Consider the following 21,983-nt stretch of genomic DNA (forward strand, 5'->3'; position numbering starts at 1 on the left):
GTCCGGTTGCTGTGACCTTGATGCGCTTTGCTCAAAGTTGACGCCTGCTCACGTTGTGAGCGAGGGTCACGGGACCCCCTCCCCACACCCTCGGTTCCGCCACAACCTGGAGTTCTCGATGTGTCGCGCGACCCCCTTTCCCCCTGCGCGCATTCGCCGTTCGGGCACGTGAGACGAGCCCGGACCCCCGCACGTTGATCAACTTTTGTCGAACTGCCCGGACAAGGAGCTCGGAGCACGTGGGCTTTCAGCAATTCGCGTCGCGCACACCGGAAGAAGAATCTGCCCCGCAGTCGGCACGCGGCCCGGTGCCCTCCGGCGAGGACCGGGTTTTCGGAAAGGTGTCCGCTTCCCGCCGGGACGGCCAGGGCGCCCGCCCGGCCGACATCGAGCTCTTCGAGGAGAACGTCCACCTGCCGGGAACACCTTCGCCCTCCTCGCCCCCTTCCCCGTCCTCGCTCCCGTCCGGGCCGGAGCCGGCCGTCCTCGGCCCCGCCCGCAGGCCCGCCGGACGTTCCGCGAAACATTCCGCCGGACGTTCCGCGGGAAGGCGGAGGCAGTCACCCGCACTGCTCATCGGCACGGTGACGGTGGGGATCAGTGCCGCGATATCGGTCTCCCTGGTCTGTGAGGCGTTCACCGCGCGGCACACCGATCTCAGCGCCCCCGTCTCCACCACCCTCTCCACCCGGGACTCCGCCACGCCGTCCCCCTCCTCCTCCTCGTCCACCGCCGCGCCCACCGGTACGGCGCTTCCGGCCCAGAAGCCGGCCCACACCCAGGTCACGCGGTCCACTTCCGAAACGCCGCCTCCCGCGACGTCGTCCGCGACGCCGCCCGCGGCCCCCTCGACCCCGGCCGGTCCACCGGCGCGCACCCCGTCACCCCCGCGGGATGAGATCCGCGCGGCGGGCCGGCCGGACCTCGCCCTGGGAAGCACGGGCCGCGAGGTCGAAGACCTCCAGCGAAGGCTGCAACAGCTCTACCTGTACCTGGGCAGCACCGACGGAAATTTCACGACGGCCGTGGAAGTCGCGCTGAGCCGTTACCAGAGGGCCCGGAACATTCCCGAGAAGCCGGGCGTCTACGGGCCGTTGACCCGGGCGGCCCTGCGGGCGGAGACCGACTCCGCCGGCCGGGATTCCCGCGGGCATGAAAATTCGGGCCGGTACGGGCACTCCCCCCGGTACGGAAACCCGGGCCCGCACGGAAACCCGGGCCCGCACGGAAACCCGGGCCCGCACGGAGCCGATTCCCCGCGTGGAAAGCCGGGCCCGCACGGGAACTCGTACCCCTACGGGAACTCGGCCCCGTACGGCAATTCGGTCCCGTCTCTCGATTACGCCGTGTTCCAGGGGCGGTGAGGAACGGGGACGGGAAATCCGTTCCCCGTCCCCGCCCGCACTCCCTCCCTCGTTCTCTGGCCGCGCAGGCGGGTTCCTCAGCCGTGCCCGGCCGCTTTCCCCCGAAGAAAAGACAAGGACCAAGATCATGCACGTCACCGGAAGAACTGCCGGGCGGACCGGCAGCGCACTCGCCGTGCTCCTCTCCCTCGGACTGCTCGGCACCGGCGCCGGCAGCGCCTTCGCAGCCCCCGTCGCCGCCACCGACGGCGAGTCGAAGTACTGCCCGTCCTCCGGGAAGCTTCCGGGCATCAACAACAGCCCGCAGTTCATCGACGGCAACGTGGCCCTCTTCGCCGGGGGCGACTACACCGTCGACGGCGCGTCCGCGGAGGCGGAGGGGCTGCTCGTCGTCAAGGGCGACGCGACGTTCGCCAAGACCTCGGGCGGCATCTTCAACGTCGGCCGGGCCGGAGCCGGTTCCGGCATCCTGCCGGACGGGGGCGAGCTGATGCTCGCGGTCGGCGGCAACCTGACGATCGCCAAGGGCACGAAGGTGGACGTCGGCCACGGCGTCACGTCGAAGTCCGGCTACGGCGGTGCCGTCCGGGTCGGGAAGAAGATCGACGAGAAGGGCGAACTGGAGACGAACGGCGGGAACCGCTCGTCCGGCCTGGGCACCGAGGGCGCCCTCAGCCCCTACCAGTCGTTCGACCGGACCATCGGCGACGAGTCGTCCTCCCTCGGGAAGCTGAAGGCCACCGGCACCACCACGCGCTCCGGCGGCACGGTCACCTTCAAGAGCACCGGCGCCGGCAACGGCGACCTCCAGGTCTTCGAGATCACGGCCGCCGAACTCGACGGCGCCTCGTCGTTCGACTTCGATTCCATCCCCGAGGGCGACTCCGTCGTGGTCAACGTGACGGGCTCCCACGCGGTGTCGATATCGCCGATGTCCGTGGGCTTCAACGACGACCGCGTCGACGTCTACAGCTCGGCCGGTTTCGGCGACGCCGCCTCGCGGATCCTGTACAACTTCGAGGACTCCACCTCGCTCACCCTCGGCGGCGGCGGGAACTTCATGGGCTCGATCCTCGCCCCCGAGGCCTCCGCGGACTTCACCGCGAGCACCAACGGACGGGTGTACGTCGGTGGGGACGTGAAGACCCACGGCACGGGCAACGAGAGCCACAACTACCCGTGGAACGGCTCCCCGGCCTTCACCTGCAAGCCCGAGCCGTCCAAGCCCGGCACCCCGACGCCGAAGCCGTCCGAGCCCGGGCAGCCGTCGCAGCCGCCGGCCGAGCCCGGCACCCCGACCCCCTCGGCCCCGGAGTCGGGCACGCCGACGCCGGAGCCGTCCGGGTCCGAGGAGTCCCCGACGCCGGTGCCCACCCCGTCCGCGCCCACCTCGGAGCCGAAGGACGAGGGCGGCTTCCTCGCCAGCACCGGTGCGCAGGTCGGCGTCTACGCGACCGCCGCGGCCGTCCTCGGTGTGCTCGGCGCGGGCCTGCTCATGTTCACGCGTCGCCGGCGCGGCCAGAACCAGGGCTAGAAGCAGGGCCGGGGTGTACGCGCACTCGATTCGCGCGTACACCCCGGCCCGAAGGTCCGTCACGGGAAGGCCCGTTGTGGGAGGGCCCGGTTACGGGCGCAGTTCCCGCTCGTTCATCACGTCCTGCTTGTCCAGCCGGGCGTCGAACTTCGCGAGCGGCTTCGCCTTCGCCGGGTCGTCCTGCACGGTGGCCGGGGCGACGCCCGCCCAGCGCAGGATGGCCGCGGTGGCCTCGCCCCGGTCCTTCTCGCCGAGCCCGGCCACGTTGGCGCCGTGGTTGCCGCCGGGCACGGTCATGACGTAGCTGTCACGGGAGCCCGCGCCGGGCCGGAAGCGCTCCGAGCCCCACGGGTCGTTCTCCCCGTAGACGTACAGCATCTGGTCGGCGTGCCGCTTGACCCACTTGTCGACGTCGCGCATCACCGACGGCTGGAACTTCATCGGGATGGAGCGCGGCACGAAGTTGCGCGGCGGCTGGTACCCGTACCGGCTCAGATTGCCGAGCCACGGCTGCTTGATGTCGGGCGAACCGAGCTGGGTGCCCGCCTGGTAGTAGTACGGGGTGTACCGCTCCAGGCCCTGGTCCGCGTAGGCGGAGAAGCCGGAGATCGAGTCGATCGAGTCCCAGATCTCCTGGTCGGACGCGGAGGCGGCGTCGGCCGGGATCGTGTCGCAGTCGGACAGCAGGCTGTACTGCCAGAACGCCCAGACGTAGTCCATGACGACGGCCTCGTACGCCCGGTCCAGCGAACCGGTGATGTCGAAGGTGTAGCCGTTCGTCGCGGCGTACTCCTCGTACTTCTTCTCCAGCGGCTCGCGGCGCACCAGCGCCTCGCGCTGCACCCCGTTCAGCCGGTCGCGGCACTCCTTGGTGCCGACGTTCTCGAAGAACCGGTCGTAGGCCGAATCCTCCTTGTTCACCACGTCGTTGGGCGCGACGTACGCGACGACGCCGTCCATGTCCCGGGGGTAGAAGCGCTCGAAGTACGTGGCGGTCATGCCGCCCTTGGAACCGCCGGTGGCCAGCCAGTTCTTGGTGTAGATCCGCTTCAGGGCGGTGAAGACGCGGTGCTGGTCGCTGGCGGCCTGCCAGATGTCGAGCTTGGACCAGTCGGCGGGCGCCGGGCGGGACGGGGTGAAGAACCGGTACTCCAGCGAGACCTGGTTGCCGTCGACGATCCGGGTCGGCTCGGAACGGCTGGGGTTGGTGGAGACGTTGTAGCCGCTGGTGTAGAAGACCGTCGGGCGGGACGTGTCCTTGTGCAGCAGGGTGATGCGCTGCTGGAAGGTGCCCTTGGACGGGTTCCGGTGGTCGACCGGCTGGGTGTAGTTGAGGACGAAGTAGCGGTAGCCCGCGTAGGGCTTCTCCTCTATGAGGCTCATCCCGGGAATGGCCAGGATGCGGTCCTTGATGTCGGTGGTGGTGCCGTCGTCGACGGCCCGGCTCACCGGCCCGGCCGGTTCCGCGGCGGTGGCCGCCCCGGCCGAGGCGCCCGTCGCGCTCACCGTGCCGATGAGCACCGCGAGCGAAAGGAATCCTCTGAGCGCCTTGCGCATACACCCTCCCCAAGATTCACAACGTTCGCCGTGAACCTAGCGGGGAGGCACCCCTGCCGCCAGACCTTGACGGAAGCGGTCGGCTGTGATTGGCGCCGTCAGCAGAGGATCCAGCCGGTGGCGGCCGACGCGCCCGAGATCCTGGCCGAGGCCCTGACGCACCTGTTCAGCGCGTGGACCGTCACCGGGCCCGCCTGCTTGGTGTACTTGCCCCGGTCGGTGACGGGGCTGCCGCCGCGCGCCTGGATAGTCACGGACATCGAGCGGCGCGGCCCCGATTCCTTGGCGACGGCCATCGCGCAGGCATAGGAACGGCTCTTGTAGATGTGCAGTTTGCCGGTCTTGAACGGGACCGTCTTGGCGAGGCGCCCGGTGCAGGCCGATACGGCGTCGGCGCTGCCGACGGCGGGGCCGCCGAGGACCAGTCCGACGGCGAGCGCCACCGGCAGGGCGAGCGAACGCGCCGCCCGCCCGAAGCCCTTGGCCCCACCGGTGGCCGCGGCGGTTTTCCCGCCCCCGAAGGACAAACCGGCTATCTCGGCCTTTCCGGACTCAACGGCCTTTTTGCTCACCAGTAACCCCATCGCCAATCGAACATTTACACCCCGGCCCGGTACACACGCATACACGCGTACGACGCAGGAGTCCATCCGAAGGTTGCATCCGGCGTGCCACACCCCGGAGCAACCGAATCGCCACAGCATGACTCCAACAGGACAGAGCCATACGAAAGGCAGGAACTGTCATGCTTCAACTCCGCATCGCGCAGGGGTCCCGGAGCCGGCGCACCCTCGGCCGGACGCTGCTCGCCGCCGCCGCGCTCACCGCCGTCGCCGCGGTCCCGGCCGTCGCGGCGGCCCCGCAGGCACAGCAGGCTCAACAGCAGACCCAGCAGGCCCGGCCGACGCAGCAGGCACCGGCGGCCGGCCCTGCGGCGCACGGGAGCCTCGGCGCCCCGGCGTACCAGCAGGTGGCCCACTTCTACGGCGCCTACATCGACGCCGTCTCGGGGAAGGGCGGCGGTGAACTCGCCACCGCCCTGCGGAAGTTCTACCTGACCCCGCAGCTGCGCTCCCGGCTGGACGCCTGGGAGCGGCGCAACCACGCGGACGGGGTGCTCCGCGCCCAGAACGTCCCGCTCGCCCTCCGGGTCACCCCGGGCGACAGCGCCGCCGGGCACACCTGGTCGACGGTGCGGCTCACCTGGAGCCGCGGCGAGCACCCCACGTACTCGTACCTGACCGTGCGGTCGGACCTGGCGACCGGCAGGATCTCCGACATCGGCGACTGAGGACCGGGGCCGAACCCCGCAGGGGACCGGCCCGGGCACGCGGCACCGCACGGAGCCGCCGGAAGTGCCCGGCGACCCCGTGCGGTCGGGCCTCGGCGGCCCCGTTCCCTCAGACCCCGGCGGGCTCGTCCTCCCCGATGAAGGTGCGCCACAGCACGGCGTAACGCCCGTCCTCGGCGAGGAGTTCGTCGTGTGTGCCGTCCTCGACGACCCGGCCGTGGTCCATCACCACGACCCGGTCGGCGCGGGCGGCCGTGGTCAGCCGGTGGGCGACGACCAGGGTGGTGCGGCGGCCGGCGAGGCGGTCGGTCGCCTGGTTGACCAGTGCCTCGCTGGCCAGGTCCAGGGAGGCGGTCGCCTCGTCGAGCAACAGGACGTCCGGGTCGACGAGTTCGGCGCGGGCCAGTGCGATCAGCTGGCGCTGACCGGCCGAGAGGTTGCGGCCCCGCTCGGCGACCTCGTGCAGGTAGCCGCCCTCCAGGGTGGCGATCATGTCGTGGGCGCCGACCGCCCGCGCCGCCGCCTCCACCTCGGCGTCGGTGGCCTCGGGCCGCCCGTACGCGATGGCGTCGCGGACCGTGCCCGCGAAGAGGTACGCCTCCTGCGGGACCACCCCGAGCCGGTGCCGGTACCCGGTGAGGTCGAGGCGGCGCAGGTCGGTGCCGTCCGCGGTGACCCGGCCGCCCGTGGGGTCGTAGAACCGGGCGACGAGCTTGACGAGGGTGGACTTGCCCGCGCCGGTCTCGCCCACGAACGCGACCGTCTGCCCGGCCGGTATCCGCAGGTCGACGCCGGTGAGCGCCTCCTCGGCGCCGTCGCCGCCCCCGTACCCGAAGGACACGTTCTCGAAGGCGATCTCGCCGCGCAGCGACGGCACCGCCAGCGGTTCGTCGGCGGTGTCGGTGGAGGTCGGCTCCCGCAGCAGTTCCTGGATGCGGCCCAGGGAGACGGTGGCCTGCTGGTAGCCGTCGAAGACCTGGGACAGCTGCTGCACCGGGGCGAAGAACAGGTCGATGTAGAGCAGGTACGCGACCAGCGCGCCGGTGGTGAGGGTGCCGTTGTCGATCCGGCCCGCGCCGACGATCAGGACGGCCGCGGCGGCCACCGAGGACAGCAGCTGCACGAACGGGAAGTAGACCGAGATCAGCCACTGGCCGTGGACCCGGGCCTCGCGGTAGTGGTCGCTGCGCGCCGCGAACCGCTCCGCGCCGTCGTGCTCGCGGCGGAACGCCTGCACGATCCGCAGCCCGGAGACGGACTCCTGGAGGTCGGCGTTGACCACGCCGATGCGTTCCCGGGCCAGCTCGTACGCCTTGACGCTCCTGCGGCGGAAGAAGAACGTGCCGATGATCAGCACCGGCAGCGTCGCGAAGACCACCAGGGCCAGCTGCACGTCCAGGACCAGCAGCGCGACCATGATGCCGAAGAAGGTGACGACGGAGACGAAGGCCGTGACCAGGCCGGTCTGCAGGAACGTGGACAGCGCGTCCACGTCCGTCGTCATCCGGGTCATGATGCGGCCGGTCAGCTCGCGCTCGTAGTAGTCCAGACCGAGCCGCTGGAGCTGCGCGAAGATCTTCAGCCGCAGCGAGTACAGCACCCGCTCGCCGGTGCGGCCGGTCATCCGGGTCTCGCCGATCTGGGCGGCCCACTGCACCAGGACGACCACCAGGGCCAGCGCGGACGCCGCCCAGACCGCGCCGAGCGCGAGCTGCGAGACGCCCTGGTCGATGCCGTGCCGGATCAGCACCGGCAGCAGCAGCCCGGCGCCCGCGTCGGCCGCGACCAGCACCAGGCTCACCAGCAGCGGCAGCCCGAAGCCGCGCAGCAGCCTGCGCAGCCCGTAGGAGTCCTCGGGGCGCACGGCCCGTGCCTCGTCGATGTCGGGCGTGTCCGTGGCGGGCGGCAGCGCCTCGACCTGGGCGAGCAGCTCGGGGGTGGCGGGCATGCCGGCGGCGCCGGTGTCGCGCGGCTCCTCCTTGCGGACCCACAGGCGGGGGCTGATGCCGCGCTCGGCGTCGAACTCGGCGTCCAGCTCCTCCTGGAGGGCGCGGTCGTCCTCGGGGGCGGCCTCGACGGCCTGCGGCTGGTGTCCGGGCGAGGTGCCGCCCAGCTCGTCCGGGTCGGTGAGCAGCCGCCGGTAGAGCGCGGAGCGGCGCTCCAGCTCCTCGTGCGTGCCGATGTCGGCGAGCCGGCCGTGTTCCAGGACGGCGATCCGGTCGGCGAGGCCCAGGGTGGAGCGGCGGTGGGCGATCAGCAGCGTGGTGCGCCCGGCCATCACCTGGCGCAGCGCCTCGTGGATCTCGTGCTCGACGCGGGCGTCGACGGCGGAGGTGGCGTCGTCGAGGAGGAGCAGCCGGGGGTCGGCGAGGATGGCGCGGGCGAGCGCGACGCGCTGGCGCTGGCCGCCGGAGAGGGTGAGCCCGTGCTCGCCGACCTTGGTGTCGTAGCCCTCGGGGAGCTCCGCGATGAACCGGTCGGCCTGGGCGGCGCGGGCCGCCTCCTCGATCTGCTCCTGGGTGGCGTCCGGGAAGCCGTAGGCGATGTTGGCGCGGACGGTGTCGGAGAACAGGAAGCTGTCCTCCGGTACGAGGCCGATGGCGGCGCGCAGGGACCGCTGGGTGAGTTCCCGGACGTCGTGGCCGCCGACCAGGACGGCGCCGTGCGTCACGTCGTAGAAGCGGGGCAGCAGCAGGGAGACGGTGGACTTGCCGCTGCCGGACGCGCCGACGACGGCGACGGTCTCGCCGGGCTCGATGGTCAGCGAGAACCCGTCGAGGACGGGGCGCTCCCGGTCGTAGCCGAACCGTACGTCGTCGAATTCGACGCTCGCGGGGGCGTCGGCCGGGAGTTCCTTGGTGCCGTCCTTCATGGTCGGCTCGGTGTCGATCAGCTCCAGGACGCGTTCGACGCCGGCGCGGGCCTGCTGTCCGACGGTGAGCACCATGGCCAGCATCCGGACCGGGCCGACGAGCTGGGCGAGGTAGGTGGAGAACGCGACGAACGTGCCGAGGGTGATCTCGCCCCGGGTGGCGAGCCAGCCGCCGAGGGCCAGCATCGCGACCTGGCCGAGCGCGGGGACGGCCTGGAGGGCGGGGGTGTAGCGGGAGTTCAGCCGGATCGTCCGCAGGCGTCCGGCGAACAGCTTCCGCCCGACCTCGCGCAGCTTGCCGGTCTCCTGCTCCTCCTGCCCGAATCCCTTGACGACCCGGACCCCGGAGACGGCCCCGTCGACCACTCCGGCGACGGCCGCGGCCTGCCCCTGGGCGTACCAGGTGGCGGGGAAGAGCCGGTTGCGGGAGCGACGGGCTATGTACCAGAGGGCGGGGGCGACGGCTATCGCCACCAGGGTCAGCAGTGGGGAGAGCCACGCCATGACGACCAGGGATATGAGGAAGAGCAGGATGTTCCCGATGGTCATCGGGAGCATGAACAGGAGTCCCTGGATCAGCTGGAGGTCGCTGGTGGCGCGCCCGACGACCTGTCCGGTGGACAGCTCGTCCTGCCGTTTCCCGTCGAGCCGGGTGATCGTTCCGTACATCTCGGTGCGCAGGTCGTGCTGCACGTCGAGGGCGAGCCGGCCGCCGTAGTAGCGGCGGATGTACGTGAGGACGTACACGACCACGGCGGAGGCGATCAGGAGGCCGGTCCACAGGGCGAGGGAGCGGGTCCGGTCGACGACGACGTCGTCGATGATCACCTTGGTGATCAGCGGGACGAGGGCCATCACCGCCATGCCGGCGAGCGACGAGCCGAGCGCCAGCAGCACATTGAGCCGGTAGCGCCATGCGTAGCCGCACAGCCGCCGGGCCCAGCCCGGGGCCCGTGCCACGCCCTCCGTGTCCGCCGCGTCCGTCACCGGTACCTCCCCGTTCGACCTGCTCTACCGGAAGAAACCAACACGGTGGGCGGTGGATTTCATCCCGCTGTCACAAACCCGGGGCCAGAGGTGCGGAAGGGTCGTACGGCGGTCCTGGGACCGCCGTACGACCCTTCCACGGACGGCGCGGTTCCGCATCCGGGCCGGATACGGGGCGCCACCACCCGTTACGGCTGCGGTGACGCGGTGAGCATGCGCACCGCCGGGGCCTCCGGCACCGCGGGCACGGCTTCCTGCGGGGCCGCGGGCGGGGCGACGGTCGTGGTCGTCCTGGCGGCGACGGCCGGGTTGAGGTCCTTGTGCACGGCGCGGGCGACGGCCTGGATGGTGGCGACGCCGTCGTTCATCGTCTTGTTGTCCTGGGTGAGGACGGTGATCGCGTAGTCGTGCCCCTTCCCGGTGAAGGCGCCGATGCTGTGCACCCGCCAGCCGTGGGTGGCGCGCGGCAGCCAGCCGTTCTTGACCTGGACGGTCACTCCGGACGGCGCCCCGGCGGGGGTGCCCCAGCGCTGCGAGGAGACGACCTTCTTCATCAGCCCCAGCTCGTAGGCCCGCGCGTTGTCGCTCAGCACCGAGTTCTTCACGGTCAGCAGGTGCAGCAGCCGCAGCTCGTCCTGGGCGGTGATCTGGGTGAGCCCCCAGTAGCCGCCGGAGCCGGGCACGGTGTTCTTCATCCCGGCGGCCTTGAGGAACGCCTTGATCTTGGTCACGCCGAGCTGCTTCCACAGGCTGGTGGTCGCGTTGTTGTCGGACTTGGTGATCATGGCGGTGGCGAGGTTGATCTCGCGCTGGGTGAGGTAGCGGTTGTGCTTCTTGTTGTCCCAGAGCAGCGTCGCCAGCACGGTCGCCTTCACGACGCTGGCGGAGTCGTACTTCGTCGTCGCCCGCAGGGTGCAGTTGGTCTTGGTCTTCCGGTCGTAGAGCGCCACCGCCGTGGTCGACTTGCGCCCCTTGAGGGCGGCGGTGATGTCCTTCGACAGCTTGGCGGCGAGCCCGGCCTGGGCGGACGTGCAGCTCACGGTCGGCGTCGCGGCCGAGGCCGGCGCCGCGCCGACCGCCACCGGCACGAGTACGCCCGCGGCGAGCGCGACGGCGAGCGGGGCCTTGGCGCGACGGGATATGCAGGGCTGTTCTTTCATGCGGCTGGTCCCCCATGGGTGGATCGGTACGGTGCGCCCCCGGCGCACCCGTGAGTAACGACTCACGACGGGCCGGAAAGTTGCGCGTCGCCGGCTGTGTGGTTCGTCGCCCGTCGCGCGGGTATCGGTCACCGGGTACGACCCGGCACCTTGATCGAATCGAGGGAACCTTGACGAGCGCTCAGCCGGTCCGGCACCCCGAGGCATACCGCTGCGGCCGGCTCTTCGCGGCGGTCGCGGCCCTGCAACGGCTCGCGCAGAACGAACACCATGCGCTGGGGCAGCAGGGAGTCGCGGAGAAGGCCGCCGCACGGCCGGAACCCGTTCTGCGGGAGCCCCTGCGGGAGATCGTCCAGTACCTGGTGCAGGCCAGGATCCGGGGCCGGGGAGCGGCGGCGGACCCGGTCTTCCGGTCGCTGACCGACTTCCTGCCGCCGGCGCGGGCCGTGCCCACCAGCCTCCACCCCGACGAGCGGGAGGACTTCCACCGCGGCCGCGAGGAGCAGGCGGCGCTCATCACGAAGGAGCACCTGTCCGGGAAGTGAGCCCGGGAACGGCCCCGCCCGCGCCCCGGGAACGGGTGCGCGGGCGGGGGACACGCCCTGCGGGCACGTCACGGCGTCACAGGTGCGTCGGCTCGAACATCCTCAGCAGGGCGGGGAGCACCACCACCGACGGGCCGGGCTCCGCGAGGGCCTTCGCCAGGTCGTCGGCGAGCTCTTCGGGCGTCGTGCGGACCGCCGGTACGCCGAACGACTCGGCGAGGGCGACGAAGTCGGGGCGGGTCAGCTCGGTGGCCCCGGCCGCGGTCGCGCCGAAGGCGTCCGTCATGTACTCGCGCAGGATGCCGTAGCCGCCGTCGTCCACGATCAGCCAGGTCACCGGGAGGTCGTACTGGCGGGCCGTGGCGAGTTCCGCGATCGAGTACATCGCGCCGCCGTCGCCGGAGACCGCGAGGACCGGCCTCGTGCGGTCGGCCACCGCCGCGCCGAGCGCGGCCGGGAAGCCGTAGCCGAGGCCGCCCGCGCCCTGGGCCGAGTGCATCGTGTTCGGACGGCGGGCGTCGAAGGCGGACCAGGCCCAGTAGGCGAGGATCGTCATGTCCCAGAAGCTGGGGGACGTGTCGGGCAGCGCCTCGCGGACCGAGGCGACGAGCCGCTGCTCCAGGGTGAGTTCCTGGGCCGCGATCCGGTCCCGTACCGCGTCGAGCACCGCGCGCACCCGCTCCGGCGCGGTCGGGTCGGTGCGGCGGCCGACCGTGTCGAGGAGGTCGGCCAGGGCCCCGCGGGCGTCGGCGTGGATGCCGAGGGCGGGGTGGTTGGACTCCAGCTTCCCGGCGTCCGCCTCGATCTGGATCAGCCGGCCGCGCGGGCGGAACGTGTGGTAGTTCGAGGAGAGTTCGCCCAGTCCGGAGCCGACGACCAGCAGGACGTCGGCGGACTCCAGGAAGTCCGTCGTCCAGCGGTCCTCCAGCCAGGACTGGAGCGAGAGCGGGTGCTCCCACGGGAAGGCGCCCTTGCCGCCGAAGGTGGTGACGACGGGGGCGTCGAGCCGCTCGGCGAGCGCCAGCAGCTTGCCGGACGCGTCGGACCGCACGACTCCGCCGCCCGCGATGATCGCCGGGCGCTCGGCCCGCGACAGCAGGTCGGCGGCCGCGGCGATCAGTTCGGGGCGGGCCTGCGGTTCGCGCGGGGTGGCGTCCATCGCCGTGACGACGGGCAGGGAGGTTTCCGCCAGGAGCACGTCCTGCGGGATCTCCACCCAGACCGGTCCGTGCGGGGCGGTCAGCGCGGACTCCCAGGCGGCGGCGATCGCCGACGGGATCTGGGAGGCCGCGCGGACGGTGTGCACCGACTTCACGACGTCGCGGAACGACGCCTTCTGGTCCCGCAGTTCGTGCAGGTAGCCGTGGCGTCCGCCGCCCAGGCCCGCGACCGGGACCTGGCTGGAGACCGCCAGTACCGGGGCGGAGGCCGCCGCCGCCTCCTGGAGCGCGGCGAGCGAGGTGAGGGCGCCGGGCCCGGTGGAGAGCAGCAGCGGCGCGACCTCCCCGGTGATCCGGCCGTACGCGTCGGCGGCGAAGCCCGCGTTGTTCTCGACGCGCAGCCCGACGTACGTCAGGGACGAGCGGCGCAGCGCGTCGAACACGCCGAGCGCGTGCTGGCCGGGCAGTCCGAAGACGGTGGTCGCGCCGAGGCCCTGGAGGGTCTCGACGACGAGGTCGCCGCCGTTGCGCCCGGCCGGGGGGTTCAGCGCGGCCGCGAGCTGCCCCGGGGTGAGCCGGGGCCGCTCGTCGTGGTGGTCGTGACTCACTTGGTGCGGGCTTCCGCGATCTGCCGGGACATGATCGTGGTCAGCTCGTACGCGGTGTGGGAGGCGGCCACGGAGGTGATCTCGGCGTGGTCGTACGCGGGGGCGACCTCGACCAGGTCGGCGGAGACCAGGTTGCAGGAGGACAGGCCGCGGACGATCTCCAGGAGCTCGCGGGAGGTCAGGCCGCCGGCCTCGGGGGTGCCGGTACCGGGCGCGTGCGCCGGGTCCAGCACGTCGATGTCGATGGAGATGTACAGCGGCCGGTCGCCGATCCGCTGGCGCAGCTGGTCGGCGACCTCGTCGACGCCGCGCCGCATGACGTCGGCGGAGGTGACGATGCCGAAGCCCATCTTCGCGTCGTCGTCCAGGTCCTGCTTGCCGTAGAGCGGGCCGCGGGTGCCGACGTGGGAGAGCGCGGAGGTGTCGAGGATGCCCTCCTCGACGGCCCGGCGGAACGGGGTGCCGTGGGTGTACTCGGCGCCGAAGTAGGTGTCCCAGGTGTCGAGGTGGGCGTCGAAGTGGAGCAGCGCGACCGGGCCGTGCTTCTTGGCGACGGAGCGCAGCAGCGGCAGCGCGATGGTGTGGTCGCCGCCGAGCGTCATCAGGCGGGCGCCGGTGGCCAGGAGGTCGTCGGCGGCGGCCTCGACCGTCTCGACGGCCTCGTTGATGTTGAACGGGTTCGCGGCGATGTCCCCGGCGTCGGCGACCTGCGCGAGCGCGAACGGCGAGGCGTCCTGCGCCGGGTTGTACGGGCGCAGCAGGCGCGACGCCTCGCGGATCGCGTTGCCGCCGAAGCGGGCGCCGGGGCGGTAGGAGACACCGGTGTCGAAGGGCACGCCGACGACGGCGACGTCGGCGCTGCCGACCTCGTCGAGGCGGGGCAGCCGGGCGAACGTCGCGGGTCCGGCGTACCGCGGGACGCGGGAGGAGTCGATGGGGCCGCGCGGCGTTTCGCTGCTGCTCATGTGGGTGCCTTCCTCGTGGTGGTGCGTGCCTCGTGGTGGTGCGTGGTGACGCGGTGCGTACTGAAGACGGTAGGTGGCCCATGGACGGCACTGAAGTGTACGTTTCATCCATAATTGAAGCCCCGGATGGATGGATGGTCCATGGAAGCTCCGGTCGCGCTGCCCCCGCCGCCCACTCCCCCGGTGTCGCTCACCGGACTGCTCGCCCGCGAGGAGCTGGGGCTGCGCCGCATCGCGGGCCCGGACGAGGCCGAGCTGCTGTGGGTGCACACCTCGGAGATGGCCGACCCGTACCCGTATCTGCTCGGCGGTGAGCTGGTGCTGAGCGCCGGGGTGCTGCTCGGGGACCCGGACGGGTACGTGGCCCGGCTGGTGGAGGCGGGGGCGGCGGCGCTCGGTTTCGGGGTGACGCCGGTGTTCGACACGGTGCCGGGGGCGTTGGTCGAGGCGTGCGACCGGCACGGTCTGCCGCTGGTGGAGGTGCCGCCGGGGACGCCGTTCACGGCGATAGCCCGGGCGGTGTGGCGGCTGATGGCCGAGGCCCGGCACCGGGAGCTGCGCCGGGTGACGCACGCCCAGCAGGCCCTGGCGACGGCGGCGGCCCGGCCCGACCCGGTTCCCGCGGTGCTGCGTCAGCTGACGGCGCGGCTGGGCGGCCGGGCGGTGCTCCTCGCCGCGGACGGCGAGGAGCTGCACGCCTCGGGCCGCCGCCCCGCCCCGGACGTCGGCGCGGCGCTGACCAGGCTGGCCCGGGTGGTCTCCGCCGGGGCGCGCCCCGCCCCGGCGTCCGCCACCGACGCCCTGCGGGACACCCATCTGTCCGCGTACGCGCTGGGCGGCGGCCAGGGGCTGGTCCTGGCGCTGGCGACGGACCGGCGGGAGGCGGGCGACCACACGATCGCCGGGGTCGCGGTCGTCCTGCTCTCGCTGCTGGCCGCCCCGCACCAGGGCGCGGACGCGGCGGGCCGGTCGGCCGCCCTCGTACGGATGCTGCTGGGCGCGGACCCGCAGGACGTCGGTCCGCTGCTCGGCGGCGCGGAGCAGTGGACGGTGGTGCACGCCCGGCGCAGCGGGGACGGCCGGGTCGACCCGCTCACCGCCGGTGCGCTGGGCGCCGCCCTGGGCTCGGCCCTGGTCGACGCGGGCCGGGGCGGGGACGCCGTGCGGGTGCTGGTGCCCGGCGACGACCGGATCGTGCCGCAGCCCGGCTGGACCCTCGGCGCCTCCGCCCCCGCCCCCGTCACCGCCCTCGGCCTCGCCGACGGCCAGGCGGCCCGCGCGCTGGGCCGCGCCGTGGCCACCCGCACCCCGCTGGCCCACCACCGCACCGGCGCCGGTACGGGCCTGGCCGCCCTGATCCCTCCCGACCGGGCCGAGGCCCACGCCCGTGCCCTCCTGGCCCCGCTCACCGACCCCCTGGCCGAGACCCTGCGCTGCTGGCTGAGCCTCCACGGCAACTGGGACCGCACGGCCGCGGCCCTGCGGATCCACCGCAACACGGTCCGCCAGCGCATCACCCGCTGCGCGGCCCTGCTGGACGTGGACCTGGACGACATGGACGTACGGACGGAGCTGTGGTTCGCCCTGCGGCAACGGTGACCGGCGCCGGGGGGCCGACGGACCGGGGCGGGCCTCAGCGCAGGCCGAGGCAGGGCAGCCAGTCGCGCGAGGTGCCGTGGGCTGCGGTGAGCAGGGCGCCCAGTGCGCCCGGGGCGCCGTCGAGCAGGGCGGTCGGCGGGCGGGCGGCGGCGAGGGCGTCCGGCAGGCGGGTGTTCAGGTGCTCGGCGAGGCGGGCGGCGAGCGGGGCGGCGGCCGGCAGCCCGGCCCGGCGGTGGAAGGCGTCCGCCACGGCCAGGACGCCCGCCGCGCCGTGGCAGAGCGCGAGCCGGTCGGTCAGCGGGGCGCCGTAGAGGTGGAAGTCCATGTCGTACTGCTCGGCGAGGGTGGTGAAGGCGGCCGCCGCCCAGTCGGCCGCCGCCCGGTCGCCCAGCGCGTCGGCCGCGTCCCACAGCGCCCAGGTGATGCCGGGGGCTCCGTAGCACCACGCCTGGCGGGGGCGGGGCCCGGTGGGCGGGGGGCCGTCGAGGCCGGCCCCGTCCCAGCTGCGGACGGACCGGGCGTCGTCGAAGGACTGCCGGACCAGCCAGTGGGTGGTACGGCGCAGGGCGTCCGTCAGCCGGGGGTGCGGCCCGGTGCGGCGGATCGTGGCGGTGAGCGCGGTGGTGAGTCCGGCCACGCCGTGGCCCATTCCGGTGTTGACCCGGCCCTGGAGCCAGCCCAGTCGGGGGTGGCCCGCGTACTGGCCGATGTGCAGCCTGCGCAGCTCGTCGTGGTCGCACAGCATCGCCAAGTGGGCCGCGAACGGCATGAGCTGACGGTTCGTCGGCTCGGCGCCCCCGGCGCAGAGGGCGAGCAGGGTGCCGGACGGCCCACCGATGAGGTCGTAGTCGGGCAGGCCGACGTCCACCGTGCGCCAGGGGCGCGCGGCGGCCCGGTCCAGCAGGTGGTCGCGCAGCCGGTCGGCGGCGCGGTGCAGCGGCGGGTGGACGCGGGCGGCCATCCGCAGGCCGACGAGCGTGCCGGCCAGGCCGCCGTCGTACAGGCCGTTGTGGGAGGGGCCGCGGCCGACGGTCCGGGCCCAGGCCACCACCGCGCGCCGGGCGCTCGCCGCGGCTCCCGCCTCGTGGGTCTCCTGGACCAGTGCGGCCAGTACGGGGATGCCGGGGTCGGATGTCGCGTGCGGGCCCCGGGCGAAGCCGTCGAGGAACCGGACGGCGATGTCGAGGGCGGCCCGGCGGGGCGGGGCCTGGTTACCTGGGTGCATCGGAGCTCCTCGTCGGGGAGCCACCCGGACCGGTCCGGGTGGCTCCGTTCATCTCAACGACGGACACGAGGTGTCCGGGTGGGGGCCGTCAGCAGTTGATGGCCGACCCGCAGAGGGTCGAGCCGCCACAGATGATGACGGTGGCGCACACCAGGCTGTCGCTGGCCTCCACGGCGGGCAGGTCGGCGCTGGTGATCCGCTCGTCCAGCTCGTCGATCAGGGTGTCGAGGTCGGTGAGTTCCATGATGGGCATGGTGCTTCCTCCTGTTTCCTTGGTGATCCCTGTTGGGTGTTGGCCGCCCCGACGACCGCCGCACCGGGTGCGGACGGGCCGGGGACGTCATGGGCGAGGGCGGCGGCCCGGGCCGCCAGCTCCTGCGGGGTCCGGTCGAAGGGGAGCCTGAGCAGCAGACCGGCGGCCACCGGTTCGCCCCGGTGCAGCGCGTCGCGCAGCACCGGTCCCCGCGCTCCGGCCTCCGGGCCGGGCAGCATCTCCTCCAGGACCAGTTCGTCACCGGGGGCGGCACAGATCCGCTCGATGACGTTGAGCGCGGTCAGCGCGTCGAGGTCGGCCGGTACCGGCTTGTCCCCGAACGCCGGCCGTACGAAGACGAACCGCGGCAGGCCGGCGGAGCGCCTGAGCGAGGCGAGGGCCCGCACCCGGTCGAAGTCGTCGTCCCCCCGCCGCCACAGCAGGGCCCTGGGCACCCGCCAGGTCGCCGGGCAGACCACCAGGTCCCGGCCGGCCGTCACTCTCGGCGCACGGGTGACGGCGGAACCGGCGGGGAGGGCCGCGGCGAGCCCGTCCAGGCCGAGCACGGTGCCCGCCCAGGGGTGCCCGGCGGCGAGCAGCAGCCGCACCAGTCGGTCGTAGGGCGGCATCGGGTTGCGGGTGGCGTGGTGGACGGGCACCACGCGTACGCCGTCCGCCTCGGCGACGATCCGGCCGCCCGAGCGCCGCAGGGTGATGCGGTCCAGCGGCAGGTAGCGCTGCTCGGGGCCGCCGGGCGCGAAGTACGCGGCCGGGTTGGGGTCGCCCGTCCACCAGCGGGTGAGGACGGGCCGCCGGACGGTGTTCGCGGCGTGCCCGGTGACCGGCGGCACCAGCAGTTCGACGAACCGCACCCCCGATCTCCGCTCCACCTCGGCCAGGAAGTCCCGGTAGGCGTCGACGGGGCCGTAGCCGCCGTGCAGGGCCCGCAGCGCCTCGGCGAACCGGGCGTCGATGATCCCGGCGGGCGAGGCCGTCTCCAGCACCGCGAGCGGCCCCGGTCCGGACATCGGGCGCAGCAGACAGTCCAGCGGCCAGGGCGGCACCACCTCCTCGGCCGGCGGCGCCCCGAGGGCGTCCAGCAGTTCGTCGTCCACGTCCACCTGCGGTGCGTCGGCGCGGGCGGCGAGGTGGGCCAGGAGCCGGGCGTATCCGGATGCCGGGTCGTGCGCCGGGTGCCAGTCCGGGTGGCGGCTCCGGCCCGGTCCGGGGGTCGGCCGCTCGTCCGGCGCCAGGAGCTCGGCCAGGATCTCGCCGACCGGGCGCGGGTTCCCGTCCAGCCGCTCGGTGCCCGGCACGGGGGGCGGTGCGTCGGCACCGGCGTCCCGGTCGGCCCGGCGCAGCGCGGCCAGACGGTGGGCGGTCCGCAGGGCCCGCTGGACCCGGGCGGCGGCCGGGCGGGGCACGTGGGCGCCCAGACCGCGGTGCGAGTCGAGGAACCAGGCGCCCCCCGGTTCGGACTCCGCGGGCCGATCCGGGGCGGCGGCCTCCGGCTTCGTGTCCCGGTCCTCGGGGCGGGGCAGTTCGCCGGTCGCGGTGACCCGGGCGGCCGGGGACCAGGGGGTGTGGTGGCGGCGCGGGGCCGCGCAGAGCTGGAGCACGCCCAGCCCCATGAGGTGGGTGAGGAAGCCGCGCAGCAGGGCGGGGTCGGCGGTCGGCAGCGCGCGTTCCAGTTCCGCGAGGGTGCACGGCCCTTCGGCGAACAGTGTGAGGAGCCGGTCGAGCAGTGCGGTGCGCCGGAGGGCGGTCTGCCGCAGCCGTCCGGGGTGGTCCGGGTCGATCGCGTAGCAGCGCAGTGTGCCGCCCGTTCCGTCGTCGCCGCCTTCGGTGAGGTGCAGCGGGGCGGGGGCGAGCGCGGTCGCCGGATCGGCGGTGCGCAGGTCCCGGCCGCCGGCCCGGGTACGTACCGTGTGGACGTTCTCCACGACGGCGGCGGCCAGTCCGGCCAGCTCGGCGCCGGGGGTGAGGAGCCGGTCGTCCGTCCCGCCCGCCGTCGGGCCGCCGACCGGGACCGGGGCGACCTGTCCCACCCAGCCGCGCGGTGTGGTCTTCACGGCCGCCCGTCCCAGCGCCCGCCACAGGTAGGCGGAACGCTTGCGCAGCCGTTTCCCGCTCCACGGCTCCCCCGCGGCCAGCCGGGCGGCCACCTCCGCCACCAGCCCGGGGCTCGCGGTGTCCAGGAACTCCCGCAGGACCGGGCTCCGGGACACCAGCGACCAGCCGAGCGCCGCCACCCGTTCGCGTTCCCCGGCGATCTCCCGCTCCAGCGCCGCCCGGGCCCCGCGGGCCGAACCGGCGGCGGCGCACAGCTCCACCGCCTCGCGGACCAGTTCCTCGGGTGCGGCGGTCAGTGCCGTCAGCAGGTCGCGGTCCGCCGGGGTCGGCGCCGAGCCCGCGTGCAGCCGCCGCCGCAGGGCGAGTACGGCACGGCGCTCGGTGTCCGTCAGGCGCGGATCGGGCACGAGACCGCTCAGCACCTCGGCCAACTGCCGGGCACGTGCGGCCTGTTGCCCGACGGCGTCGGCGTGCTCGACGACCCGGCCGAACACCCCCGACCCACCGGCGGCCGTCCACATCGAACAGGGGATTCCGGACGCGCGCACCAGCGCGGTGGCGCCCAGCAACGTTCCTTCGGCCGGGGCGGGGCCGGGGGCGGTGGCACGGAGTCCGGCCATGTCAGTCCACCGCCCCGTCGTCGAACAGGGCCTCGGTGAGCAGGCTCTGACGGGCGAGCGACAGCCGGCCCCGGTTCCAGTGGAAGATCACGGCGTGGGCGGCGGCGCGGCGTGGTCCGCGTACCGCTTCACCGGACTCGAAGTAGCCGGTGCGCCAGTGGTCGGCGGCCCGGCGCACCGCCGCCCCGTGCTGCTCCTGCCAGGCGCGCCAGACGTCGGGCAGCCCGTCGGACCACTGCGCCCGGGGCCGCTCCCAGTGGGCGCGGATGCCGTGGGCGGCCCGGCGGAGCGCGTCGTCCTGGAGGCCGCCGGAGAAGCTGCGCCCGGTGTCCGTGCGCACCGCGTCCCAGACGCCCCGGTGTTCCCAGCCGACGATGTGCAGACCGTCGAAGAGTTCGTGGAGCAGGACGAGGGAGAGCCGCCAGTCGGCCACGATGTGTCCCTCGTCGTCCGTGCGCCGGGCGTGCCGGTCGAGCCAGGCCAGCGAGTCCGCCGTGAACACCTCGTGCACCCCCGGCATCGCGGCGGGGCCGCCGAAGAGATAGGACTCCGGCTCGTACACCGCGCACATCGGAGGGGCCGCCAGCCCGTCGAACTCCTTGATCCGGCTGAGGAGTTCGGTCCGCAGCGGGGCGACGCCGGCCGATCCGGGCGCCTGGAACCGCACGCGCAGGCCCGGCGGCTTGTGCATGAAGAAGAACTCCTGCGCGAGGCCCGCGTCGAGGAGGTCGCGCGCCGTACCGGCGAGCCGGTCGTACAGGCGCGGCCACGAGCGCGGCTGCGGGGTCAGGTTCACCTGTACCCAGCTCGCCTCCGGGTGTTCCACCCCCAGCATGAGACCTCCGTGTGTCGTGGTGCCGTGACGACTTGGCGTCGTGATGACTTGGTGCCGTGATGACTTGGTGCCGTGATGCCGTGATGACTTGGTGCCGCACTGTCGCGATGACGTGGTGCCGGGTGTCGTGTCCCCGGGTGTCGTGGTGCCGGGGGGCGCCGTTCCGGCCCGGCGGGGCGTCCCGGGGTCGCCGAACGGGTCCGCGGAGTCGGTGCCGCGGCCTCGTCCGGCTGTCGGGAGAAGCCCTGCTTCGTTTCTGTGTCGTCCACGGGTGCACGGGATGTGCCGTGACACCCGGGGCCCGAGCCGTTCGTCGGCCGGACCGGATGTGCCGGGGCCACCCGGCCAAAACCGGATGCCCTTCCGCCTGCCCCCGTCCGTCCCCGTTCGCGTCGGACCGATCAGGTCCGCCGACAAGTCAATTCCCGCGTCAACACCGGCCGAAAGATATATCGCAATTAGTCGGATTATGGACGGTTGTGCGCTTGGCGTGACCCGTGTGCCGGGAGCGCGGAAATCCGCGCCGTCGCACAGCCCGCGAGGAGGGCGGAAGCGAAGAGAACGAGCCACGCCCGCCCCTCCGCGCACCCATGCCCGCCCCTCCCTCACGGCCGCACCCACCCCTCCCCGCGCCCCGCCCCCGCAGCCCCGCGCGGGACGGCCGGGACCGGTCGCCGAGGCGGGCGTTCACGCCGGTGCGCGCAGGAGCGTCGCGATCTTCGCGACGGGCTTCGAGCGCCCCCGTTTCCGCCTGTCTGCCCAGGTCACGGGCGTGCCACGCTGACCGGGACCAGGGCGCGAGGCCCTGGCCGCCGTCAGAAAGAGGTCTCTGCCATGAACCGCTTCACCGCGCTCGCCGCCGCCTCGCTCGCCCTGGCCCTGGGGCTGGCCACCGGGCCCGCCGCGGCCGTGGCCGCAGCCAACGGGAACGACACCGCGGCGAGCGGCGCCACCCGGAGCGCCAGGGCTTCCTTCAGTTGCAGCCCCGGGTACTTCTGCATCTACAGCGACTGGAACGGGGGCGGCACCCGCTGTCAGTGGTCGGACAGGCAGCGGGCGAACACCGCCGACGACTGCTCGTTCATCCAGCGGGGCCAGAACGTCCGCTCCGTGTGGAACGCGACCGGGCACCGCGTGCAGTACTACACCCAGACCAACTACAACTCCCGGGTCGGCTCCACCCCCGCCGGCAGCGGCGGCAACCTCCAGGGGAACTACCAGATCCGCTCCTTCAAGCCCCAGTAGCACCGAGAAGCGGGAGGGGTGCGGAAGTCCTTCCCGGCCGGCGGCGCGGGCTGGGTAGCGCACCTCCGGGGGGGGGGGGCGCGCGCGGAA

The 21,983-nt window shown here is 73.5% G+C and carries 17 protein-coding genes; 6 read left to right on the forward strand and 11 right to left on the reverse strand.

The annotated features are described in order from the left end of the window. Positions 1-247: 247 nt before the first annotated feature. Entirely contained in the window at positions 248-787 is a 540-nt protein-coding gene (locus tag ACFYW1_RS31470) for a hypothetical protein (protein ID WP_389000965.1), read from the reverse strand. 142 nt (positions 788-929) lie between these two features. On the opposite strand from ACFYW1_RS31470, the gene ACFYW1_RS31475 reads away from it, so the two are divergent. Together ACFYW1_RS31475 and ACFYW1_RS31480 are read left to right on the forward strand one after the other, a co-directional pair. Then, complete coding sequence (locus tag ACFYW1_RS31475; RefSeq protein WP_389000954.1) at positions 930-1,364, forward strand: peptidoglycan-binding protein; 435 nt, start codon at positions 930-932, stop codon at positions 1,362-1,364. Between the two features lie 127 nt (positions 1,365-1,491). Continuing rightward, on the forward strand, positions 1,492-2,898 hold the full coding sequence (locus ACFYW1_RS31480) for a choice-of-anchor A family protein (protein ID WP_389000818.1): 1,407 nt from the start codon (positions 1,492-1,494) through the stop codon (positions 2,896-2,898). Positions 2,899-2,988: 90 nt separating this feature from the next. Here ACFYW1_RS31480 and ACFYW1_RS31485 read toward each other — a convergent pair whose 3' ends face one another. Together ACFYW1_RS31485 and ACFYW1_RS31490 are read right to left on the reverse strand one after the other, a co-directional pair. Then, positions 2,989-4,455 (reverse strand): S28 family serine protease, encoded by a 1,467-nt coding sequence (locus tag ACFYW1_RS31485; protein ID WP_389000821.1) that lies wholly within the window; start codon positions 4,453-4,455, stop codon positions 2,989-2,991. Positions 4,456-4,553: 98 nt separating this feature from the next. After that, positions 4,554-5,027 carry a hypothetical protein gene (locus ACFYW1_RS31490; RefSeq protein WP_389000824.1) on the reverse strand — a complete coding sequence of 158 codons (474 nt, stop codon included), beginning with the start codon at positions 5,025-5,027 and terminating at the stop codon, positions 4,554-4,556. Between the two features lie 173 nt (positions 5,028-5,200). On the opposite strand from ACFYW1_RS31490, the gene ACFYW1_RS31495 reads away from it, so the two are divergent. After that, positions 5,201-5,746 (forward strand): hypothetical protein, encoded by a 546-nt coding sequence (locus ACFYW1_RS31495; protein WP_389000827.1) that lies wholly within the window; start codon positions 5,201-5,203, stop codon positions 5,744-5,746. A 109-nt stretch (positions 5,747-5,855) separates the two neighbouring features. On the opposite strand, the gene ACFYW1_RS31500 is transcribed toward ACFYW1_RS31495, so the two are convergent. Both ACFYW1_RS31500 and ACFYW1_RS31505 read right to left on the reverse strand, forming a co-directional pair. Then, positions 5,856-9,605: an ABC transporter ATP-binding protein gene (locus ACFYW1_RS31500; protein ID WP_389000830.1), complete on the reverse strand. Its 3,750-nt coding sequence runs from the start codon at positions 9,603-9,605 to the stop codon at positions 5,856-5,858. 188 nt (positions 9,606-9,793) lie between these two features. Next, the gene (locus ACFYW1_RS31505) at positions 9,794-10,765 is read right to left on the reverse strand and encodes a serine hydrolase (RefSeq protein WP_389000833.1); all 972 of its coding nucleotides are present in this window, start codon (positions 10,763-10,765) and stop codon (positions 9,794-9,796) included. Between the two features lie 170 nt (positions 10,766-10,935). On the opposite strand from ACFYW1_RS31505, the gene ACFYW1_RS31510 reads away from it, so the two are divergent. Further along, positions 10,936-11,310 carry a hypothetical protein gene (locus tag ACFYW1_RS31510; RefSeq protein WP_389000836.1) on the forward strand — a complete coding sequence of 125 codons (375 nt, stop codon included), beginning with the start codon at positions 10,936-10,938 and terminating at the stop codon, positions 11,308-11,310. 76 nt (positions 11,311-11,386) lie between these two features. On the opposite strand, the gene ACFYW1_RS31515 is transcribed toward ACFYW1_RS31510, so the two are convergent. Together ACFYW1_RS31515 and speB are read right to left on the reverse strand one after the other, a co-directional pair. Next, the gene (locus ACFYW1_RS31515; protein ID WP_389000839.1) at positions 11,387-13,078 is read right to left on the reverse strand and encodes a thiamine pyrophosphate-binding protein; all 1,692 of its coding nucleotides are present in this window, start codon (positions 13,076-13,078) and stop codon (positions 11,387-11,389) included. Continuing rightward, the gene (gene speB / locus ACFYW1_RS31520) at positions 13,075-14,043 is read right to left on the reverse strand and encodes an agmatinase (protein ID WP_389000842.1); all 969 of its coding nucleotides are present in this window, start codon (positions 14,041-14,043) and stop codon (positions 13,075-13,077) included. Before speB ends, ACFYW1_RS31515 begins: the two co-directional genes overlap by 4 nt. Positions 14,044-14,169: 126 nt before the next feature. Between speB and ACFYW1_RS31525 the strand changes: the two genes are divergently transcribed. Continuing rightward, a complete protein-coding gene (locus tag ACFYW1_RS31525; RefSeq protein ID WP_389000845.1) occupies positions 14,170-15,642 on the forward strand; it encodes a PucR family transcriptional regulator ligand-binding domain-containing protein in 1,473 nt (490 codons plus the stop codon). A gap of 34 nt (positions 15,643-15,676) precedes the next feature. Here ACFYW1_RS31525 and ACFYW1_RS31530 read toward each other — a convergent pair whose 3' ends face one another. The 4 genes from ACFYW1_RS31530 to ACFYW1_RS31545 all read right to left on the reverse strand — a co-directional run bounded on the left by ACFYW1_RS31530 (position 15,677) and on the right by ACFYW1_RS31545 (position 20,648). Then, on the reverse strand, positions 15,677-16,867 hold the full coding sequence (locus tag ACFYW1_RS31530) for a lanthionine synthetase LanC family protein (RefSeq protein ID WP_389000848.1): 1,191 nt from the start codon (positions 16,865-16,867) through the stop codon (positions 15,677-15,679). Between the two features lie 88 nt (positions 16,868-16,955). Then, positions 16,956-17,111: a hypothetical protein gene (locus ACFYW1_RS31535; RefSeq protein ID WP_389000851.1), complete on the reverse strand. Its 156-nt coding sequence runs from the start codon at positions 17,109-17,111 to the stop codon at positions 16,956-16,958. Beyond that, the gene (locus ACFYW1_RS31540; RefSeq protein ID WP_389000854.1) at positions 17,084-19,813 is read right to left on the reverse strand and encodes a lantibiotic dehydratase; all 2,730 of its coding nucleotides are present in this window, start codon (positions 19,811-19,813) and stop codon (positions 17,084-17,086) included. The genes ACFYW1_RS31535 and ACFYW1_RS31540 overlap by 28 nt, the downstream gene beginning before the upstream one ends. Position 19,814: 1 nt before the next feature. Beyond that, on the reverse strand, positions 19,815-20,648 hold the full coding sequence (locus ACFYW1_RS31545; protein WP_389000857.1) for a thiopeptide-type bacteriocin biosynthesis protein: 834 nt from the start codon (positions 20,646-20,648) through the stop codon (positions 19,815-19,817). A gap of 834 nt (positions 20,649-21,482) precedes the next feature. On the opposite strand from ACFYW1_RS31545, the gene ACFYW1_RS31550 reads away from it, so the two are divergent. Continuing rightward, positions 21,483-21,893, forward strand: coding sequence for a peptidase inhibitor family I36 protein (locus ACFYW1_RS31550; protein WP_389000860.1), 411 nt, complete (start codon positions 21,483-21,485; stop codon positions 21,891-21,893). Positions 21,894-21,983 lie beyond the last annotated feature (90 nt).

The sequence above is a fragment of the Streptomyces sp. NPDC002669 genome, from assembly GCF_042889165.1.
Classification (GTDB): Bacteria; Actinomycetota; Actinomycetes; order Streptomycetales; family Streptomycetaceae; genus Streptomyces.

Excerpts from the sequence above, each read along its gene's own strand:
- ACFYW1_RS31480 (WP_389000818.1), top strand. The coding sequence starts at position 1,492 with ATGCACGTCACCGGAAGAACTGCCGGGCGGACCGGCAGCGCACTCGCC.
- ACFYW1_RS31485 (WP_389000821.1), bottom strand. The coding sequence starts at position 4,455 with ATGCGCAAGGCGCTCAGAGGATTCCTTTCGCTCGCGGTGCTCATCGGC.
- ACFYW1_RS31495 (WP_389000827.1), top strand. The coding sequence starts at position 5,201 with ATGCTTCAACTCCGCATCGCGCAGGGGTCCCGGAGCCGGCGCACCCTC.
- ACFYW1_RS31505 (WP_389000833.1), bottom strand. The coding sequence starts at position 10,765 with ATGAAAGAACAGCCCTGCATATCCCGTCGCGCCAAGGCCCCGCTCGCC.
- speB (WP_389000842.1), bottom strand. The coding sequence starts at position 14,043 with ATGAGCAGCAGCGAAACGCCGCGCGGCCCCATCGACTCCTCCCGCGTC.
- ACFYW1_RS31525 (WP_389000845.1), top strand. The coding sequence starts at position 14,170 with ATGGATGGATGGTCCATGGAAGCTCCGGTCGCGCTGCCCCCGCCGCCC.
- ACFYW1_RS31530 (WP_389000848.1), bottom strand. The coding sequence starts at position 16,867 with ATGCACCCAGGTAACCAGGCCCCGCCCCGCCGGGCCGCCCTCGACATC.
- ACFYW1_RS31535 (WP_389000851.1), bottom strand. The coding sequence starts at position 17,111 with ATGGAACTCACCGACCTCGACACCCTGATCGACGAGCTGGACGAGCGG.
- ACFYW1_RS31540 (WP_389000854.1), bottom strand. The coding sequence starts at position 19,813 with ATGGCCGGACTCCGTGCCACCGCCCCCGGCCCCGCCCCGGCCGAAGGA.
- ACFYW1_RS31545 (WP_389000857.1), bottom strand. The coding sequence starts at position 20,648 with ATGCTGGGGGTGGAACACCCGGAGGCGAGCTGGGTACAGGTGAACCTG.
- ACFYW1_RS31550 (WP_389000860.1), top strand. The coding sequence starts at position 21,483 with ATGAACCGCTTCACCGCGCTCGCCGCCGCCTCGCTCGCCCTGGCCCTG.